Source organism: Shewanella sp. 10N.7 (genome assembly GCF_020806285.1).
Classification (GTDB): domain Bacteria; phylum Pseudomonadota; class Gammaproteobacteria; order Enterobacterales; family Shewanellaceae; genus Shewanella; species Shewanella electrodiphila.
In genome coordinates, this window is sequence record NZ_JAJGZS010000003.1 from 1 (window position 1) to 17930 (window position 17930).

Consider the following 17930-nt stretch of genomic DNA (forward strand, 5'->3'; position numbering starts at 1 on the left):
TGTTGGATGAATTTTGCTTAGATGACTAGGCATCAACTCATCCGCCTCGATTAAAGCGCTTTTATTTCGAACAAAAATTAACCGGCAAAGGTCAACAGACCCTAGCATGCAAATAGAACAATCAGTGTTGAGTTGTCTGCTGATGAATCAGACTAGCGCTGAGGGAACAGCATTGTTTTTATTGTTAATTTTTACTTATATTAGGCTACGTGAGCCACTGCTTCTTTAACTAAACGACCAATTTCTTCCCATTGACCTGCAGCAATCATTTTCGGCGGTAACATCCAAGTACCACCACAAGCTAGTACCGCTGGAATCGCTAAATATTGATCGACATTCGATAAACTTACGCCACCAGTAGGCATGAATGACACTGGGTAAACAGCCGTTAATGCTTTAAGCATTGGGATCCCGCCAGATGGTTCTGCTGGGAAGAACTTAACAGTCTTAAGGCCCATTTCCATCGCTTGTTCAACCAAACTTGGGCTATTCACACCAGGAATGATGGGAATGTTTTTATCTAAGCAGTACTGCACGACTTTTGGATTAAAACCAGGACTAACGATGAAGTCCACACCTGAATCGATAGCATCATCAACTTGCTCAGGGGTTAAGATAGTTCCAGCACCAATCAACATATCTGGAAAAGCTTCACGCATATTACGGATAGCTTGTGATGCACAAGCAGTTCTGTAAGTCACTTCGGCACAGTTCATGCCGTTTTCGACCAGCGCTTTTCCGAGTGGTACAGCGTCATCAGCATTTTCAATTGCGATAACAGGGATAACTTTTAATTGTGATAGTTGTTCGTTTAATGTCGGCACAGTATTTCTCACTTCTTACTCATTATTTAATAGGCTTAAATCAGGCTCAAATTTAGCCCAAACTAGGCATAGCATCTGGATGTATAATCGCACCTGCATGTTGGATGACAGTGCCAGCAAGTAAGTGACCTGCTTTGGCTGCTTGTTCTGTCGTGCCACCGGTTAATCTTTTCGCAAGGTATCCTGCGCTAAAAGAGTCGCCAGCTGCAGTAGTATCAACTACGTTTTCTACAAACGTCGCCGCAACACTGATCCTTGAATCTGGGGTGATCACCAAGCAAGGCTCACTGCCCAGTTTGACAACGATTTCAGATACGCCAAGGTTTGAGGTGCGCTCAATACATTGTTCAACATCAGTGTCACCATATAGCGCTTGTTCATCTTCAAAGGTTAAACAAGCAATGTCAGTGAATGACAACATTGTTTTGTAACTTGCTATAGCTTGAGCTTTATCTTGCCAAAGCTGTGGACGGTAATTATTGTCAAAAATAACCTTGCCGCCTGCTTCTTTAAATTGCTCAAGCACACTGAATAAAGTTTTACGGCTTTCACTGGTTAAAATAGCCAGTGAAATACCACTTAAATACAGATAATCAAAATCGATCAAAGACGCTGCCAGCTTTTTGCTGCCAGCTTGCTCAAATAAGTACTTCGCAGCGGCATCATTACGCCAGTAATAAAAAGAGCGTTCGCCGCAATCATCAGTTTCAATGTAATAAAGACCTGGCTGCTTGTTTTCAACATGCAATACATAATCAGTATTGATGCCTTCAGCCTGCCAAGTGTCTTTCATGGAAGTACTAAAAGGGTCATGACCTAACGCAGTAACATAATGGGTCGCTAAATTGGCACCTTGGGTAAGGCGCGCTAAATACAAAGCGGTATTTAACGTGTCTCCACCAAAGTTTTGCGCCAGCAATTCGCCTGATGGCCTTAGCTCAACCATGCATTCGCCAATAATCGCAATTTTTTGATTTTTCATATTCCAGTGCCTATTTAGAGGTTAAGTTACTTAAGGAAGTCTTCTCTTGAAGGCGAGAAAACATCGACCAGAATACTGTCTTCTTCTAGTGCTACTACGCCGTGCTCAAAATGTTTACGCGCAATAAATGCATCACCCGCATTAAGAATTTTTTTCTCACCATTAATTTGAGCTTCAAAGCTACCTTTCACTACATAACCAATTTGATCATGAATTTCGTGAGTGTGCGGGGTACCAATAGCACCTTTTCCAAAGCAAAGGTGAACCACCATTAAATCATCCGTGAAGCCTACAATTTTACGCTTAATCCCTTCACCGACTTCTTCCCATGGATGCTCATCTGCTTTAAAAAATATATTCATTGTGTTTCTCCGAAGCGTTTTAAATATTGCTAATCATCAATATTTAGTTATCATAATGCTTACTTTTGATTTGTAATACAATATGTTTTTATTTGTGTGAGCTAAATCAACTATTCTTTATTGGGCGAATTATAAGATATTTATCCGTAAAACGCTGTATAGCTTGAATATGGCCATTTGATTGCGAATGTGATCAAGTTCATTTTTCTGATAGGATTAGATATATCTATGACGCATATTGTATTACTTTATGTGCAGCTCTTAAATTTCATGACTGTAAAAAGGTGACAAAACCTATGGCAACGCAACCAATATTGCTTACTGAAGCCGAGATTTCGCTGTTAAGTAAAGAAGTAGGTCGTTCAAGCTTGATGGGAAAGACCATCGCGGCTAACCAGAAAGACGTCGATGCATTTATGCAACTGCCTATAGATATTCCTGGGCATGGTGAAGCAGGTGGCTATGAGCACAACCGTCATAAGCAGAACTACACTTACATGAATTTGGCCGGTCGTTTATTTTTGATCACTAAACAGCAAAAGTACGCTGATTTTGTTATTGAAGTTTTAGAGCAATACGCAGATAAATACCTTACTTTTGATTTTCATGTTCAAAAGAATACCAATCCAACAGGTCGTTTATTTCATCAAATTCTTAACGAGCATTGCTGGTTGTTCTACACCAGTATTGCTTATTCTTGTGTCGTTTCAGAAATGACACAAGCTCAACAAGAACGTATCAAAGAACGCATTTTTGAACCTATGCTAGATATGTTCACTGTAAAATATGCCCATGATTTTGACCGCATTCATAATCATGGCATATGGGCTGTAGCCGCAGTGGGGATATGTGGCTTAGCCATTGGTAAGCGTGAATACCTTGAGCACGCTGTATATGGTTTAGACCGTGATGACACCGGTGGATTCTTAGCGCAAATATCACAATTGTTTGCGCCATCGGGCTACTACATGGAAGGCCCTTACTACCATCGCTACGCTATTCGCCCAACTTGTGTGTTTGCTGAAGTATTACATCGTCATATGCCAGAAGTGGATATTTACAGCTACAAAGACGGCGTGATTGGCAACACAGTGCAGGCGTTATTATCAACGGCTTATCCTAATGGTGAATTCCCAGCATTGAATGATGCTTCTCGTACCATGGGGATTACCGATATGGGCGTTCAAGTGGCAGTCAGTGTTTATAGCAAACATTACGGGCTTGATGACAACTTATTAGGCATGGCGAAAATTCAAGATGCTGTGTGGATGCACCCATGTGGCTTAGCATTATCGCAAGCATTTGAACAAGCGACCCAAGAACGCGAAATTGGCATGCCATTCTGGCCGAGTGTAGAGCTTAACGAAGGCCCTGAAGGCCAAAGTGGCGCACAAGGTTTTATCCGTATGCAGGATAAAAAACAAGATGTATTCCAGTTGGTTATGAATTACGGCCAACACGGTATGGGTCATGGCAACTTCGATACTTTAGGTATTACTTACTTTAACCGTGGCCAAGAAGTACTACGTGAATACGGTTTTGGTCGCTGGGTTAACGTTGAGCCTAAATTTGGTGGCCGTTACTTAGACGAAAACAAATCTTATGCTCGCCAAACGATAGCCCATAACCTGGTCACGATTGACGAAACTTGCCAAAACTACTTTGACGTTAAGCGCGCAGATGGGGTTCATGGTATCCCTCACTTCTTCGCTGTCGACAGCGACAACATTAAAGGCATGAGCGCATTTGCCAATGACCATTACGATGGTTTCGACATGCAGCGCAGCGTATTTATGTTGAACATTGAAGAACTTGAAGCCCCGCTTTTATTAGATCTTTATCGCTTAACGGGTGAAGGTGAGCATCAGTATGATTACTCACATCAATATGATGGCCAGATTATCCGTACTAACTTCGATTACACCACTCATCAAGAACTCGACACCCTTGGTGATAAAGATGGTTACCAGCATTTATGGCACGTTGCAGATGGCAAAGTAAATGACACTGCATTGGTTAGCTGGTTGCAAAACCATAATTATTACACTTGGTTAGGCACAAGCTCTAACGACAATGATCAAGTCATCTTTACCCGCACAGGGGCAAATGACCCAAGCTTTAATTTACGCAGCGAGCCAGCATTTACGCTACGCAGCAAAGGTGGCAACACGTTATTTGCTTCGGTATTAGAAACTCACGGTTATTTCAACGAAGAGTTTGAGCAATCAGTTAGTGCTCGTGGCCAAGTGAAAAATATTAAGGTTGTTGGCCACAATGAAGTGGGATCAGTCGTAGAGATTGAAACCGCTAGCAGTGTCGTTACAGTGATGATCAGCAACCAAGCTGATGCGACTAAAACCACTGAGCATCATCTAGATATCAACGGTCAAACTTATACTTGGACAGGGTTTTACGCTGTATCAAGCCAAGCGACAGTGCAGGAGAAGTAACATGAGTTATCAGCCATTATTAATCAGCTTTGATGAAGCAATTGAGCTACGTAAAGAGCTGGGTCAAGATACGCTTCTTGGCAATGCATTGAGCCGTGATATTAAACAAACAGACAGCTATATGGCCGAAGTGGGCATTGAAGTGCCAGGCCATGGTGAAGGTGGTGGCTATGAGCATAACCGTCATAAGCAAAACTATATCCATATGGATCTTGCTGGCCGTTTGTTCTTAATCACTGAAGACACTAAATACCGTGATTACATTGTTGATATGCTCACAGCATACGCGACCGTGTACCCAACACTTGAAAGCAACGTCAGTAAAGACTCAAACCCACCGGGTAAGCTGTTCCACCAGACGTTAAACGAAAATATGTGGATGCTTTACGCATCTTGCGCGTATAGCTGTATTTACCACACATTAACTGACGATCAAAAACGCTTAATTGAAGATGATCTTTTGAAGCAAATGATCGAAATGTTTGTGGTGACTTACGCTCATGACTTCGACATCGTTCATAATCATGGCCTATGGGCTGTGGCTGCTGTAGGTATTTGTGGTTATGCCATTAATGACCAAGAATCAGTGGATAAAGCGCTATATGGCTTAAAGCTTGATAAAGTTAGCGGTGGTTTTTTAGCGCAATTAGACCAATTGTTCTCGCCTGATGGCTATTACATGGAAGGGCCTTATTATCACCGCTTCTCACTGCGTCCAATTTACTTGTTTGCAGAAGCGATTGAACGTCGTCAGCCTGATATTGGCATTTACCAGTTCAATGACTCAGTGATTAAAACCACGTCTTATGCAGTATTTAAAACCGCATTCCCAGACGGTTCTTTACCTGCATTAAACGATTCATCGAAAACGATTTCGATTAACGATGAAGGCGTGATCATGGCAACATCTGTATGTTTCCATCGTTACGAGCAAACTGAAACCTTACTCGGTATGGCGAATCATCAGCAAGATGTGTGGGTTCACGCTTCAGGACAAACCTTGTCTACGGCAGTGGCTAACGCTGACGATATCAAGCCGTTTAACTGGGGCAGTTTATTCGTTACAGATGGCCCTGAAGGCGAAAAAGGTGGCGTGAGTATTTTACGTCATCGTGATGCGAAAGATGATGACACTATGGCACTGATTTGGTTTGGCCAGCACGGCAGCGATCATCAGTATCACTCGGCGCTGGATCATGGCCATTATGACGGTTTACATTTAAGCGTATTTAATCGCGGTCATGAAGTGTTAAACGACTACGGCTTTGGCCGTTGGGTTAACGTTGAGCCAAAATTTGGCGGCCGTTATATCCCAGAGAACAAATCATATTGTAAGCAGACCGTTGCGCACAACACAGTGACAGTTGACCAGAAAACCCAAAACAACTTTGATACTGCCACAGCTGAATCTAAGTTTGGCCAAAAGCACTTCTTTGTTGCGGATAACCCAGCATTGCAAGGCATGAGTGGCGTTATCAGCGATTATTACGACGGCATTACCATGCAACGTAGTGTGATATTGGCTGAGCTCGAAGAGTTTGAAAAACCATTAGTCATTGATGTTTACTTGATTGAAGCTGATGCTGAGCACCAATACGATTTACCGGTTCATTATAGTGGTCAAATCATAAGAACTGACTTTGACTACGACGTGGAAAGCAAACTACGTCCATTAGGCAAAGACAATGGTTATGAGCACTTGTGGAATGTCGGTTCAGGTAAAGTTGAAGCAAGCGCATTAGTGACCTGGTTACATGACAGCAGCTACTACAGTTTAGTTACTAGCGCAGTTGAGCACAGTGAAGTAATTTTTGCGCGCACAGGTGCCAATGATCCTGACTTTAATATGCGTAGCGAGCCTGCGTTAATTATGCGTCAATCGGGCAAAAACCATGTGTTTGCCTCGGTACTTGAAACCCACGGTTACTTTAACGAGTCAACTGAAGCATCATTGAATGCGCGTGGCGAAGTTAAGTCAGTTAACGTGATGGGCCATGACGACATTGGTACTGTCATTCGTATTGAAACGATTAAAGGTAATGACTACTACTTTGCAATTTCAAACGAAGAAGAAGCCAAGCATGCTGAAACCCGCACCGTGAAGTTTGATTCTCACTACTACACTTGGGCAGGGGCATTTGCTCAAGTCGAGCCTACAGATGTAGAGCCAGCGTAAACGGCTGTTATTTGATAGCTTTAAAGCAGCTTAAGTAACAGCTTAAAAAACAGTTTATTTAAGCAAGTTTATCTTAATCATAAATGGGAAGCAGTTGCTTCCCATTTTTATTGGGCGTATTTCAGGGTATCTAAGGTCATCATTAAGATGTTGAGTTAAAGCGATGCAATGAATAACTCTAGTAAGACTGAACCATAAACTATGTGATAAACACAACTTGTGATAAATAAAAATAATCATTTTAATAAAATCTAATAATTTTTATTTATTAATGGTTAAGCTTAATATTACCTCATCGAAACAGAACATGGTTTCACTAATAGAATTTGAGGTAAGTTATGAAAATGAATCACGTCGGTATTATGGTCGGTGACATGGACCAAGCGGTTGAGTTTTACACTAAAGCTTTAGATATGAAGGTTGTCATGGGCAACACTAAAGTGAAAGAAGAACGTGAAACGGCTATCGGTAGAATGTGTATCGCGGTATTTGGTGAAGGCTTTAAAGGTTTTAACATTGCTCACTTACTTACATCAGATGGCATTGGTTTTGAGCTTTTTGAAATGAAAGATCGTCAAGAGCGTCACGAAGTAGACTTCTCACGCATTGGTATCTTCCATTTTTGTTTGCAAACTGATGATTTTCAAGGTGTTATCAAACGCACTCAAGCGCTTGGCGGTAAAGTCCGTATGGACATTATGCGTTACCATCCAGAAAGTGATAACAACACTGCACAAATGGTTTATCTAGAAGACCCATTTGGAAACTTATTCGAATTATACTCGCACACGTATGAAGAAACATACGCAGCTGATTACGAGTAATACTTATATTGCAAAAAAGGGCTAACTGAGAAGTTAGCCCTTTTGTTTTATCTGTTTGTCCCGTACAGAGATAAGCTTAACCCTATAACTCAGGTTAATAACTGAGCTTTTCAGCATCGTGATGACTAAATTCTTTGACCGCTTTTCTGGCTAAAAATCGAAATGGAAACGCTTTAATGATTTCTTCAAAAGGTTGAATTGCAAATGCCCAAAATATTGATGCATCAAAGTACAAGATAAGCAGGGCGCATAAAGGGATTGATATGAGCCACTGACCCGTAAAGTTAATCTTAAATACCGCAGTAGTATGCCCCATTGCTCTGAGCACATGCCCATGTACTGTGTTGTATCCGCGAACCAAAGGCAAAATAATATAAATTGGAGCAATAATGGCTAACGCCTGATAGGTTTCGTCTGCCATATCAGGGTATATATCGGCAATCCAAAAACTTAAAATGAAGAAAAAGCCCATGGTCATCAGTGAAATTGCCACAGCAAGATTAATGCTGATATTCACATTATCTTCTAAATCATGCAGCTTCTTTGAGCCAATGGCTTGGCTGATTGAAATGGCAGAAGAGTGGGCCCAGGCTGTAATAAATTGCCCACCTGCTCGCATCCAAGGCAAGACTAAGGTGATGGCTACGTAAGCGTTAATTGATAGCTGCGAGTAAAGTAACTGATAAACACTGACACCAATAGACAGCATGGTGACATTGGCAGCAACAGGAAAAATTTCCATAAAATGTTTGCGCGCATTGATCAGTGCTTCATGAATATTCAATGCAAGCTTTAACGAGATATTATCTAACGTGGAAACGCACAGAGCGAGGTGAATAAAGCGCACGAAAATAGCCACTAAACTACCCACAGCAGCGCCGACAACGCCAAGCTCTGGGGTGAATGCTGTGCCGTATATGAAAGCGTATGACAAAACTGCATTAATAGGGAGTTCAATCAAATAGCCTTTAAACGCGATTTTTGTTTTGCCTAAGCTATTAAAGAGGGCAATACATACTTGGGTAACAGCGTTAAAGAGCACCACATACTTGGCAACACTTAAGTAGCGCAATACTTCAGCCTGTAAGGCGACATCTTGGGTAATTAGCGCGACTATAGATTCTTCAAATAACAGAAGTACAGACCAAAACAGTAATGCGACAGAGAAATTGATACTCATGCCAGACCAGCATGATTTAGTCAGTGCAAGGGCGTTTTTAGAACCAACGGCACGGCTCATAACCAGTTGCGATCCATTGGCCAATGCCATTTGAATGCCCATGATAAACGCCACTATGGTGGTGGCTATTCCCATTGCTGCCAACGGGATTTCACCCAGTGGTGATACTAATAGGGTGTCTATCATCAGCATTGACTGCATCAACAGGGCGTTTAATGCTAAAGGCCAAGCTAAGGCAATGTTATTGCGAACATATTGGTTTTGAATATAGCGATTAATGAACTGCATGTTCACCTTTCATTATTATCGAGTTTGTCATTCATTCTTCCTTGAACTAGGGCTTCTGTACTTGGTACTCCAGTTTGCAGTTAACTGATAGTAACCTCACTTTTTAAGCAGAAGCCTTAGTAAATATTAAGCAGTAGGGACCTCAGAGAACCTTTGATTGTCATCGCGTAATAATTCCTGACAATAGCTGCGTGCTTGGTCGGCATCACCAGACATAATCGAGTCATAAATGCCTTTGTGTTCGTTAATACAAAAGCGGCCACCTTCAGCTGAGTGATCGATAAACAACTTAAAGATGGTGGTTAATATATTGCCGAAAGGAATATAAAACTGATTATCTGTCGATAAGTAGATCGTTTGGTGGAACAAGTGATCGTTAATGGTCCATTGCTCATAATCAAACTCTTCAGCAGCTTTAATCATATTTTGCATTAATACCGACATCTGCTTACGTTGTTCAATTGTGGCGTAGCTGGCTGCCAGTGCACAGGCTTCGGGCTCAATGGCTTTACGTAATCCTAAAAACTTACTTAAGAACACTTCAGTATTTTCAAGCCCTTGAATCCAGTCTAATAACTGTGGGTCAAGAAAATGCCAATTTGCACGTGCCCTTACCGTCGTACCCACTTTAGGACGTGACTCAATCAAGCCTTTGGCCGATAGCAATTTAGTTGATTCACGTAATGCTGTGCGGCTAACACCGAACATTTCACATAAATCCATTTCACAAGGAAGTCTCTGCAAAGGCTCAATCTCGCCTGACAAAATTTTACGCGCAATTTGTCTAGCAACTTGCACATGGACTCGTCTGCTTGAATCTTCTACTTGTATGAACATGATCTTGCGATCCTTTTTAAAATGAAAATTGACTCAAAATATCGATGAGATCAGAACACTTCTAAGCCACATGAGTTGTAGTGCAGTGGGTTTAATGCTCATCATAGATAGTTATAAAATGGTATTACGTATCAGCGACATTTGCCTGTTGGCTTATGGCTAAAAAGGCTGTTATGGAACGGGGTATTCGCAGAACTTGATCAGCATCAAATCATGTATATACCTTTACAATTGAATGAGTGTTTACAGTCTGAATCGCAGATTATTTGCTATCATGTAAGCAAATAAAGGTAAGCGTTTCACTCATTCTGAGACTCCTTACACTCACCATTTCCTGTTGTATTATACTACAATATACCGTGTTTTTATAAAACCTGTTTATGTTACCAATGGGTGTTAAAAGCTGTTTAGACTCACATATATGAATAAAAGATTAATTTTTATTTATTATCTTTAGCTTGTTTAAAGCTGACTAAGTTGGATAATTTCTACTTTATATTGTCGTACAAATATCCAGAGTAAGTACTTCTAAAGACTGAATAAGCTCTAAGTTATTCAGTTCAAACAAGTTTACTTAGTTTGCCATGGTAAGAGTCAAAATATGTACAATCGAGTAAACTCAGTAACGATATGATAGTTATAAAAAAGATAAATATTTTGTCTTTTCTATAGATTGTTTTTCACATGTTAAATTGTCATATGGGTTTGAAGACCGAATGAACTTGATTTTATTTGTATGATTTATCAAAGGCAGGCAACATGAAACTTGTTGAAAATCAGTGTTAAAGTACAGTTTTCAAGCATTCTCGTCTCATATTTATCATGTTATATTGGCGCAATTATCCCAATAACAGCGTTGTATAAGCAAATGGCGAATAGCTTCAATTCAATTTCAGGGGCTAAACGTAGTTTACATTTACACGTTGCCCGCGAAATCGCTCGTGCGATCCTTTCAGGTGAACTTGCTCAAGGCAGTATCATTCCAAGTGAAATGGTATTGTGCGAACAATTTGGTATTAGTCGAACAGCGTTAAGAGAAGCAGTGAAATTACTGACTTCAAAAGGTTTGCTACAGTCACGTCCCAAAATCGGTACACGAGTGGTTGAGAAGATTAATTGGAACTTTTTAGATCCACAATTAATTGAGTGGATGGAAGGGCTGACTGACATTAATGATTTCTGTAACCAATTTTTAGGCTTTCGCCGTGCAATTGAACCAGAAGCTTGTGCATTAGCGGCGCAAAATGCCACTGTCGAGCAGCGTAAAGAGTTGTCTTCAGTGTTTCAGAAAATGAGCGAGTTGAATTCAGCGCCTGAGTTAGACATCGAAGCATGGATTGACATTGATATTCAATTCCATCGGATTATTTTCTTCTCTACGGGTAATGACTTTTACCTGCCTTTTGGCAATATTCTCACCACCATGTTTGAGCACTTTATTGCTTATTCATCTGAAGAAGGTGGCACCTGTTTTAATGAGCATAGGTTGATTTATGAAGCCATTATGATTGGTGATTCAACCAAAGCTCGCGAAACATCTCGAGAGCATTTACAGTCAATCAATCACCGAATTAAAGAGTAAGTTAGCTCGTTAATCGGACATAAAAAAACGCAGACCTAGGTCTGCGTTTTTTGTTGGGTTAGACAACAGGTTATTAGTCTATTGTCTTAATGCCATTATTGGTTTTACTTAGCTTCTGCTTCTTCCGCAGCGGCCGCATCTTCAATGCTGCTATCAACTGCATTGACTAGCAGTAAACCAACCGAGAGTACAATCGCACCACATAATACAAATATCATACGTGACCAGAATGGATTCGGTAGCAGGAACATTGCCATGACAAAGATACCAGCGACAGCGATTAATGTACCTAACATGCGACGTTGCTTGTTATCCAGTTGCTTTTGCGCATTGCCTTCAGAAACCAGTGGTGTCGCTAAGTTCTCAAAGAACTTATCAACATTCTTCTGACGTTCTTCAGTTAACGGCTTGTAGAACAATGTTGATAGGACGAAGAAGCCTGCTGTAAACACAACGTGTGCCATCAGACCAATCGCAACCGTAATTTCAGACCATTCACGTCCAGTTAACGCTTGTTCTAGACCTAAAGCGTTCTCAACCATTTCAGCAGTAATCACAAAGCCAACAATATAAGAAACAAAGCCACCGACCACTAAGGTTCCCCATGCTGCCCAGTCAGGCGTCTTCTTAATGAAGAATCCACAGAATGCTGGAATAGTCATTGGGAAGCCAATTAAGGCACCAACGTACATCATGGTATCGAATAAGCTCAACCCTTTAAGTGAGTTAATAAATAACGATACTAAGATAATGGCAATACCGAAGAAGGTTGAAGTCAGTTTAGACACTAACATCAATTCTTTTTCGCTAGCATGTGGACGAACGACTGGCTCGTAGAAGTTCTTAACGAAAATACCAGAGTTACGGTTCAGACCTGAATCCATAGAAGACATGGTTGCGGCAAACATTGCGGCAATCAATAGTCCAACCATGCCCACAGGCATATATTCTTGTACGAAGTATAGGTATGCAAAATCAGCCGCTTTACTACCCGCTTCAGGGTAAATCGCTGCTAAATCAACACCAGAACCCGCTAAGTACCAGCTAGGTAGGAACCAAATAACAGGGCCAATACTCATTAATACACAGGCCAGTAATGCGGCTTTACGTGCATTCTTTGAATCTTTAGCTGCTAAGTAACGGTAAGAGTTCAACATGTTGTTGGTAATACTGAACTGCTTTAAGAAAATGAATACTGCCCATACTGCGAAGATACTTAAGTAGTTAAGATCGCCACCAGCAATAAATGAATCCGTTGGGAAGTTTTCAATAATGTTAGTGATACCACCGCCGTGTACGTAAGCCATTACCGCACAGGTAATCGTTACAGCCATGATAATAACCATTTGCATAAAGTCAGATGCAATAACCGCCCATGAACCACCGGTAACTGACATAACCAATACAACAAGACCAGTCAAAATAATTGTTGTGGTCATGTCAAAGCCGAAGATACCTGATGCAATAATGGCGAGGCCATTTAACCAGATACCCGCAGTGATTACGCTGTTTGGCATACCAGTCCAGGTAAATACTTGCTCATTGGCGTTACCAAAGCGCATACGGATGGCTTCAATTACCGTGACAACACGTAGTTGACGGAATTTAGGCGCGAAGTAGACGTAATTCATTAAATAACCAAAGGCGTTGGCTAAGAAAAGAATGGCGACACTAAAGCCGTCTGTGTATGCCTTACCAGCTGCGCCAGTAAAGGTCCATGCGCTGAATTGGGTCATAAAGGCAGTCGCCCCAACCATCCACCACAACATACTTCCGCCCCCACGGAAATAGTCACTTGTATTACTTGTAAATGTTCGGAACATCCAGCCTATTGCAATTAAGAATAGAAAATAGATGCCTACAATGAGTGTATTTAGCTCCATTTTTATAACCTTTTCTAAGAGTAAATCTATGGGAACCAACATCAGCAATAATGCTGAAAAAAAGCCTTAATTACTCAGTAATCAGACTGACCTTATTAAAAGTGCAAACTTTAAAACTTCAAACATTCTTATTTCATCAACGATTTAGCATCCTGAGTAGTGGATGCATTTGCTAAAGCACATATCGTAGCTGCAATAACCTAAAATCTATTTGTCACACTGACTTATTTTCATCGTTTCAATCTTGTTGTTACCTTGACCGCAGTTATTCTTTTTAGGGTGGTAACTTCATTGCGGGTCGAAGACGACACCACTAAGATAAACCTCAGTGCTGATTTCTCGTACTCGCTGTATGAAAACGATAAATGGGAGTGTATTAACCAAGTCCTCTTAGACCACGTCGATACAGTGAAACCATATTCCCAATAAATCAATAAAATAATACTAACATAATACAATATCAATTGTGAGACACACATCAAATTTCGTTATACAATTTATTGATATCAATTGCTGGTTAAAATAACTCGTTGATTTTATTGTGTTAAAAATATTTATAGAATGTTCTTATCCATTTTATACATGATCTCGATCACTGAACAACTCTTGTTTTATGTTATATTTGTATTACTTAATAGCTGGAGGAAGTAAATGAAAGTCTCAAAATCTTTGTGCGCAGCCGCTTTAATGAGTGTATTTGCAACGAGTCCTGTATTGGCGGCCAGTTTTGTTTTTTTAGATGAAGCCACATTGGCAGCTAATCGTGCTTTGTTACATTCAGAAAATGCACCTAAATCAATGCAGCGCAGTTACCAGCAACTACTTGAAGAAGCAGATATCGGCAAAAAGGCAGGTATTTTCAGTGTAGCCCATAAAGGCTTCACACCTCCTAGTGGCGATAAAAATGATTATATGAGCATTAGTCCTTATTGGTGGCCAGATGAATCTAAAGCTGACGGCCTACCTTGGATACGCTTTGATGGGAAAACTAATCCAGCGTCTAAATCTGATGAAACGGACTCAGTAAGAATTGGCACTTTTACTCGTACAGTGCGGGCATTAGCATTAGGTTATTACTTTAGTGAAGATGAAGCCTACGCCAATAAAGCGATTGAATTAGTTCGTGCTTGGTATATAGATGAAGACACACGCATGAATCCCAATGTGAATTTTGGTCAAGGTGTACCAGGTGTGGCAGAAGGACGTCGCAGTGGTTTGATCGATACTCGTACCTTGGTTGAACGTAATTTAGATGCGATAGCTATTTTATCTCAGTCACCCTCGTGGACAGATAAAGACGAGCAGGGGATAGAGCAATGGTACAGCGATTACCTTGATTGGTTAATAGAAGACGATTTAAGTGGTGGCCCTAAAGGCGAGGCTTATGCACCTAATAACCACGGCACTTGGTATGATTATCAAATGGCAGGCATTGCATACTTCTTAGGTAATACACATTTAACTAAGCAAATGGTTCAAAAAGGTAAAGTTCGTGTTGATACTCAGTTTGCTGAAGATGGATCGCAGCCACATGAAGCGCAAAGAACTCGTTCTTATCATTACCATTACTTCAGCTTAGATCCGTTAGTAGGCATTGCTCAACTTGGTGATAAGGTTGATGTTGACTTGTGGCACTATGAAAATGATCAAGGCGTGTCTTTATCGAAAGGCATCGAGTTTATGGTGAATTACAATGATCCTAAAGCCAGTTGGCCTTTTCCTGAAAAAGACAGCCGCAGAATTGCCCGTATGTCACCGATTTACCTAAAAGCAGGTCAAGCATTGAATAACGAGCAATGGATTAACTTGGCGAAAGACACTGACTTTAGTAATTACAGCGTGAGTAAAAACTTAGCTGAGGTATGGGCACAGCGTGAGATTGAACTGCTGTATCGTTCAAACTAACTGATTCTGACTGCTTAAAATGAAAAGCGAATACTGATATAGGTATTCGCTTTTTAGTTTCAGGGATTTTTATTACAAGAATTGATCACAAAGAATTGATCACAAAGAATTGTTCACCCATTAATGAATTATTGTGGGTTCATAAAACAAAGTCGTGGCGCTTAGTTAACACCTGATTTAGACCGTAAACTTCCTTTCTGTATTTCCAAACTCCGTTTGGATAAAGGTCGTGGGTTTTCCACCCACACCCGACCAAGAGGGTATCAACAGCAATACCCTCTTGGATCACCCTGCCGCCCCTAACGAAAAATGCTGAAAAACGCATGTTTTCAACGGGGATTGATCCAGCTTTAGACTTCATTTTGAGTCCGCTTCGGCAAGCTACAAAATCACTAACGCTTGCGATGGGGCGTCCCTTCCCCTCGAAAGCTAGCCAGACATCCATGTCTGGACTCACGTAATTTTCTTGCTTACCTCATTTCAAATTGAACATTCAAAGAAGATCAAAAGCACCCACGCAACTTGAGTAATTTAGCTTTTTAAATTGTCACAAATATAGTCAAATCGAAGAGATAATAATCCCAGTGTAGATGCAGCAGCGAGCTTCCAAAACATGGATGTTTTGGCAGAGCTTACATGGACGTACTTGTAGCGTCTCGCAGCTGTATCTGCACATAAGCCTGCGGCAGGCAATGGATTAGATAGAAGTAATGGTCTGCTGTAACTGAGCCAATATAAATGAAATATAGAATTGGTGACCTTAAACGTTTTTGTCCCGTTGAGAGTTACAGCCGCTAAGTAGTACAGATAAGTAACAAGCCTGTGACCTACTTTTGCTAATCGATAAGTGACTGCTGCTGATTACTTCTGATTAGGCATCAATTTCAATGCTCACTTTGCAAATATTTGTGCTCGTTTATCCAATACCACTCTGGTAGAGTGCTTATAAATCAATAGCTTTACTTTAGTAAGGCTTAAATAATAGGTTTATTAAATGTGCATGCGCGTTTGCCAAATAAACGCGCATGCGCACTATACAAATGTTAGGCATACAAGCTAAATTAACTACATCCCTCAAGTATATTTACTTGAAACTAGAATTAACTTAGGACAATAAATGAAAGACGCTTTTAAAGGATTTTACAATATTGAAAAAACAGTATTGGAAGAGCTATGGATGGATGAAAAAACTCTTTTTGTCTTTGATACCAACGTACTTCTTAATTTGTATGGGTATGCTAAACAAACTAGGGATGACTTCTTTAGTATTCTTGAAGCTGTCAATGATAAGTTGTGGATTCCATACCATGTAGGCTTAGAATATCAGAGACGCAGATTAAGCATCATTAGAAATGAAAAAATAGTTTTTAATGAGATTGAAAGTAATTTAGATAAAGTCCAAAAAGTTTTTAAAGGGGATTTTGAAAAACTGGCACTAAAACGCCGCTTCCCTAAATTGTTTGAAAACACTGAGAAACTTGAAAAAGAGATTAATAAAAGTATCTCAAATTACAAAAAATCAGTACAGCATTGGGATAGTGAACAACCATGTGTAAGGTCGCATGATGAAATAAGAGACAAACTCAATGATTTGTTCAATGAGAAAGTTGGTGAAAAACCAGAAAGTCAAAAATGGTTGGACGAGCTTTACGTTGAAGGAAAAGATCGCTTTAAAAAGAAAGTCCCACCGGGTTTCAAGGATGCGGGTAAAGGTAATAGTGATGATGAAACGCACTTTTACAATGATGGCTTATATTATGAAAGACAATACGGAGATCTTATTCTTTGGAAACAATTGATTAAAAAATCTCAAAATGAAAATATTGAAAATGTGATTTTCATTACTGACGACGCCAAAGAAGATTGGTGGTATAAAATAAACTCAAATGGAAAAAAAACCGTTGGTCCTCTTGCTGAGCTACAATCTGAAATATATCGAGAATCCGATATAAAAAACTTTCATATGTACAGTACATCAATGTTTTTAGAAGATGGTAAATCAAATTTAGCCGTTGATGTAAGTGAAAGTTCTATCGAAGATGCAAGTACTCCTCACGTTACAGAAAATTCGAGTGGCTTAGCTTCGAAGCTAATGGAATCTTATAGGGCTCAATCAATCAAAAATGATCAGTGGAGAGAACTTATTGACCGTACTCATAAAATCAAATCCATTGATAATGATCGATGGAGAGAAGCACTAGAGCGTACGAATAACATTCCATCTATTGATAATGACCGATTGAGAGAAGCTCTAGAACGTACGAATAACATTCCATCTATTGATAATGACCGATTAAGGGAAGCTCTAGAACGTACTAATAACATTCCATCTATTGATAATGATCGATTGAGAGAAGCTCTAGAACGTACTAATAACATTCCATCTATTGATAGTGATCGGTTGAGAGAAGCTCTAGAGCGTACTAATCACAGCCCATCTATTGATAATGAACGATTAAAAGCGATATTTGAATCTCAGGGCAGAACCCAAACAGAAAGTGATATTTTTTATAAAAATTTAAACAGTTATCTAAGAAAAAAAGATGAGGATGATTAACCTTTTAAGTAAGGCGTAATGTAAGCCTAACAAGCTGTTAAACAAGGACAAAATACAGTTGGTTTTTGCTCCTTCGTCGC

The 17930-nt window shown here is 40.1% G+C and carries 12 protein-coding genes; 6 read left to right on the plus strand and 6 right to left on the minus strand.

The window, feature by feature from the left end; genetic code table 11:
- Positions 1–200: 200 nt before the first annotated feature.
- Genes LMH66_RS02980 through LMH66_RS02990 form a run of 3 tightly spaced genes read right to left on the minus strand, consistent with a single transcriptional unit; the run spans position 201 to position 2168 of the window.
- Positions 201–836, minus strand: a complete 636-nt coding sequence (locus tag LMH66_RS02980) for a bifunctional 4-hydroxy-2-oxoglutarate aldolase/2-dehydro-3-deoxy-phosphogluconate aldolase (RefSeq protein ID WP_229368469.1) — start codon at positions 834–836, stop codon at positions 201–203.
- A 40-nt stretch (positions 837–876) separates the two neighbouring features.
- Positions 877–1806 carry a sugar kinase gene (locus tag LMH66_RS02985; protein ID WP_102526626.1) on the minus strand — a complete coding sequence of 310 codons (930 nt, stop codon included), beginning with the start codon at positions 1804–1806 and terminating at the stop codon, positions 877–879.
- A 26-nt stretch (positions 1807–1832) separates the two neighbouring features.
- Entirely contained in the window at positions 1833–2168 is a 336-nt protein-coding gene (locus LMH66_RS02990) for a cupin domain-containing protein (protein WP_102526625.1), read from the minus strand.
- Positions 2169–2464: 296 nt separating this feature from the next.
- Between LMH66_RS02990 and LMH66_RS02995 the strand changes: the two genes are divergently transcribed.
- From LMH66_RS02995 to LMH66_RS03005, 3 genes are all read left to right on the plus strand, one after another.
- Positions 2465–4618 (plus strand): heparinase II/III domain-containing protein, encoded by a 2154-nt coding sequence (locus tag LMH66_RS02995; protein WP_229368470.1) that lies wholly within the window; start codon positions 2465–2467, stop codon positions 4616–4618.
- Between the two features lies 1 nt (position 4619).
- Positions 4620–6794 (plus strand): heparinase II/III domain-containing protein, encoded by a 2175-nt coding sequence (locus LMH66_RS03000; protein WP_229368471.1) that lies wholly within the window; start codon positions 4620–4622, stop codon positions 6792–6794.
- 338 nt (positions 6795–7132) lie between these two features.
- The gene (locus LMH66_RS03005) at positions 7133–7618 is read left to right on the plus strand and encodes a VOC family protein (RefSeq protein ID WP_229368472.1); all 486 of its coding nucleotides are present in this window, start codon (positions 7133–7135) and stop codon (positions 7616–7618) included.
- A 94-nt stretch (positions 7619–7712) separates the two neighbouring features.
- On the opposite strand, the gene LMH66_RS03010 is transcribed toward LMH66_RS03005, so the two are convergent.
- Positions 7713–9086: an MATE family efflux transporter gene (locus LMH66_RS03010; protein WP_229368474.1), complete on the minus strand. Its 1374-nt coding sequence runs from the start codon at positions 9084–9086 to the stop codon at positions 7713–7715.
- A 126-nt stretch (positions 9087–9212) separates the two neighbouring features.
- Positions 9213–9923, minus strand: a complete 711-nt coding sequence (locus tag LMH66_RS03015; RefSeq protein WP_102526620.1) for a FadR/GntR family transcriptional regulator — start codon at positions 9921–9923, stop codon at positions 9213–9215.
- 766 nt (positions 9924–10689) lie between these two features.
- Here LMH66_RS03015 and LMH66_RS03020 point away from each other — a divergent pair.
- On the plus strand, positions 10690–11505 hold the full coding sequence (locus LMH66_RS03020; RefSeq protein ID WP_229368476.1) for a FadR/GntR family transcriptional regulator: 816 nt from the start codon (positions 10690–10692) through the stop codon (positions 11503–11505).
- 104 nt (positions 11506–11609) lie between these two features.
- Here the strand turns inward: LMH66_RS03020 and LMH66_RS03025 are convergent, their stop codons facing one another.
- Positions 11610–13430 (minus strand): sodium:solute symporter family protein, encoded by a 1821-nt coding sequence (locus LMH66_RS03025; RefSeq protein WP_420709397.1) that lies wholly within the window; start codon positions 13428–13430, stop codon positions 11610–11612.
- A 609-nt stretch (positions 13431–14039) separates the two neighbouring features.
- Between LMH66_RS03025 and LMH66_RS03030 the strand changes: the two genes are divergently transcribed.
- The gene (locus LMH66_RS03030) at positions 14040–15293 is read left to right on the plus strand and encodes an alginate lyase family protein (RefSeq protein ID WP_229368478.1); all 1254 of its coding nucleotides are present in this window, start codon (positions 14040–14042) and stop codon (positions 15291–15293) included.
- 1117 nt (positions 15294–16410) lie between these two features.
- The gene (locus tag LMH66_RS03035; protein ID WP_229368480.1) at positions 16411–17850 is read left to right on the plus strand and encodes a PIN-like domain-containing protein; all 1440 of its coding nucleotides are present in this window, start codon (positions 16411–16413) and stop codon (positions 17848–17850) included.
- The last annotated feature ends 80 nt before the right edge of the window (positions 17851–17930 follow it).

Bases quoted from the DNA above. Each gene is read 5' to 3' on its own strand.
- LMH66_RS03025 (WP_420709397.1), bottom strand. From the start codon at position 13,430: ATGTTGGTTCCCATAGATTTACTCTTAGAAAAGGTTATAAAAATGGAG.
- LMH66_RS03030 (WP_229368478.1), top strand. From the start codon at position 14,040: ATGAAAGTCTCAAAATCTTTGTGCGCAGCCGCTTTAATGAGTGTATTT.
- LMH66_RS02995 (WP_229368470.1), top strand. From the start codon at position 2,465: ATGGCAACGCAACCAATATTGCTTACTGAAGCCGAGATTTCGCTGTTA.
- LMH66_RS03005 (WP_229368472.1), top strand. From the start codon at position 7,133: ATGAAAATGAATCACGTCGGTATTATGGTCGGTGACATGGACCAAGCG.
- LMH66_RS03015 (WP_102526620.1), bottom strand. From the start codon at position 9,923: ATGTTCATACAAGTAGAAGATTCAAGCAGACGAGTCCATGTGCAAGTT.
- LMH66_RS02990 (WP_102526625.1), bottom strand. From the start codon at position 2,168: ATGAATATATTTTTTAAAGCAGATGAGCATCCATGGGAAGAAGTCGGT.
- LMH66_RS02985 (WP_102526626.1), bottom strand. From the start codon at position 1,806: ATGAAAAATCAAAAAATTGCGATTATTGGCGAATGCATGGTTGAGCTA.
- LMH66_RS03000 (WP_229368471.1), top strand. From the start codon at position 4,620: ATGAGTTATCAGCCATTATTAATCAGCTTTGATGAAGCAATTGAGCTA.
- LMH66_RS03035 (WP_229368480.1), top strand. From the start codon at position 16,411: ATGAAAGACGCTTTTAAAGGATTTTACAATATTGAAAAAACAGTATTG.
- LMH66_RS03010 (WP_229368474.1), bottom strand. From the start codon at position 9,086: ATGCAGTTCATTAATCGCTATATTCAAAACCAATATGTTCGCAATAAC.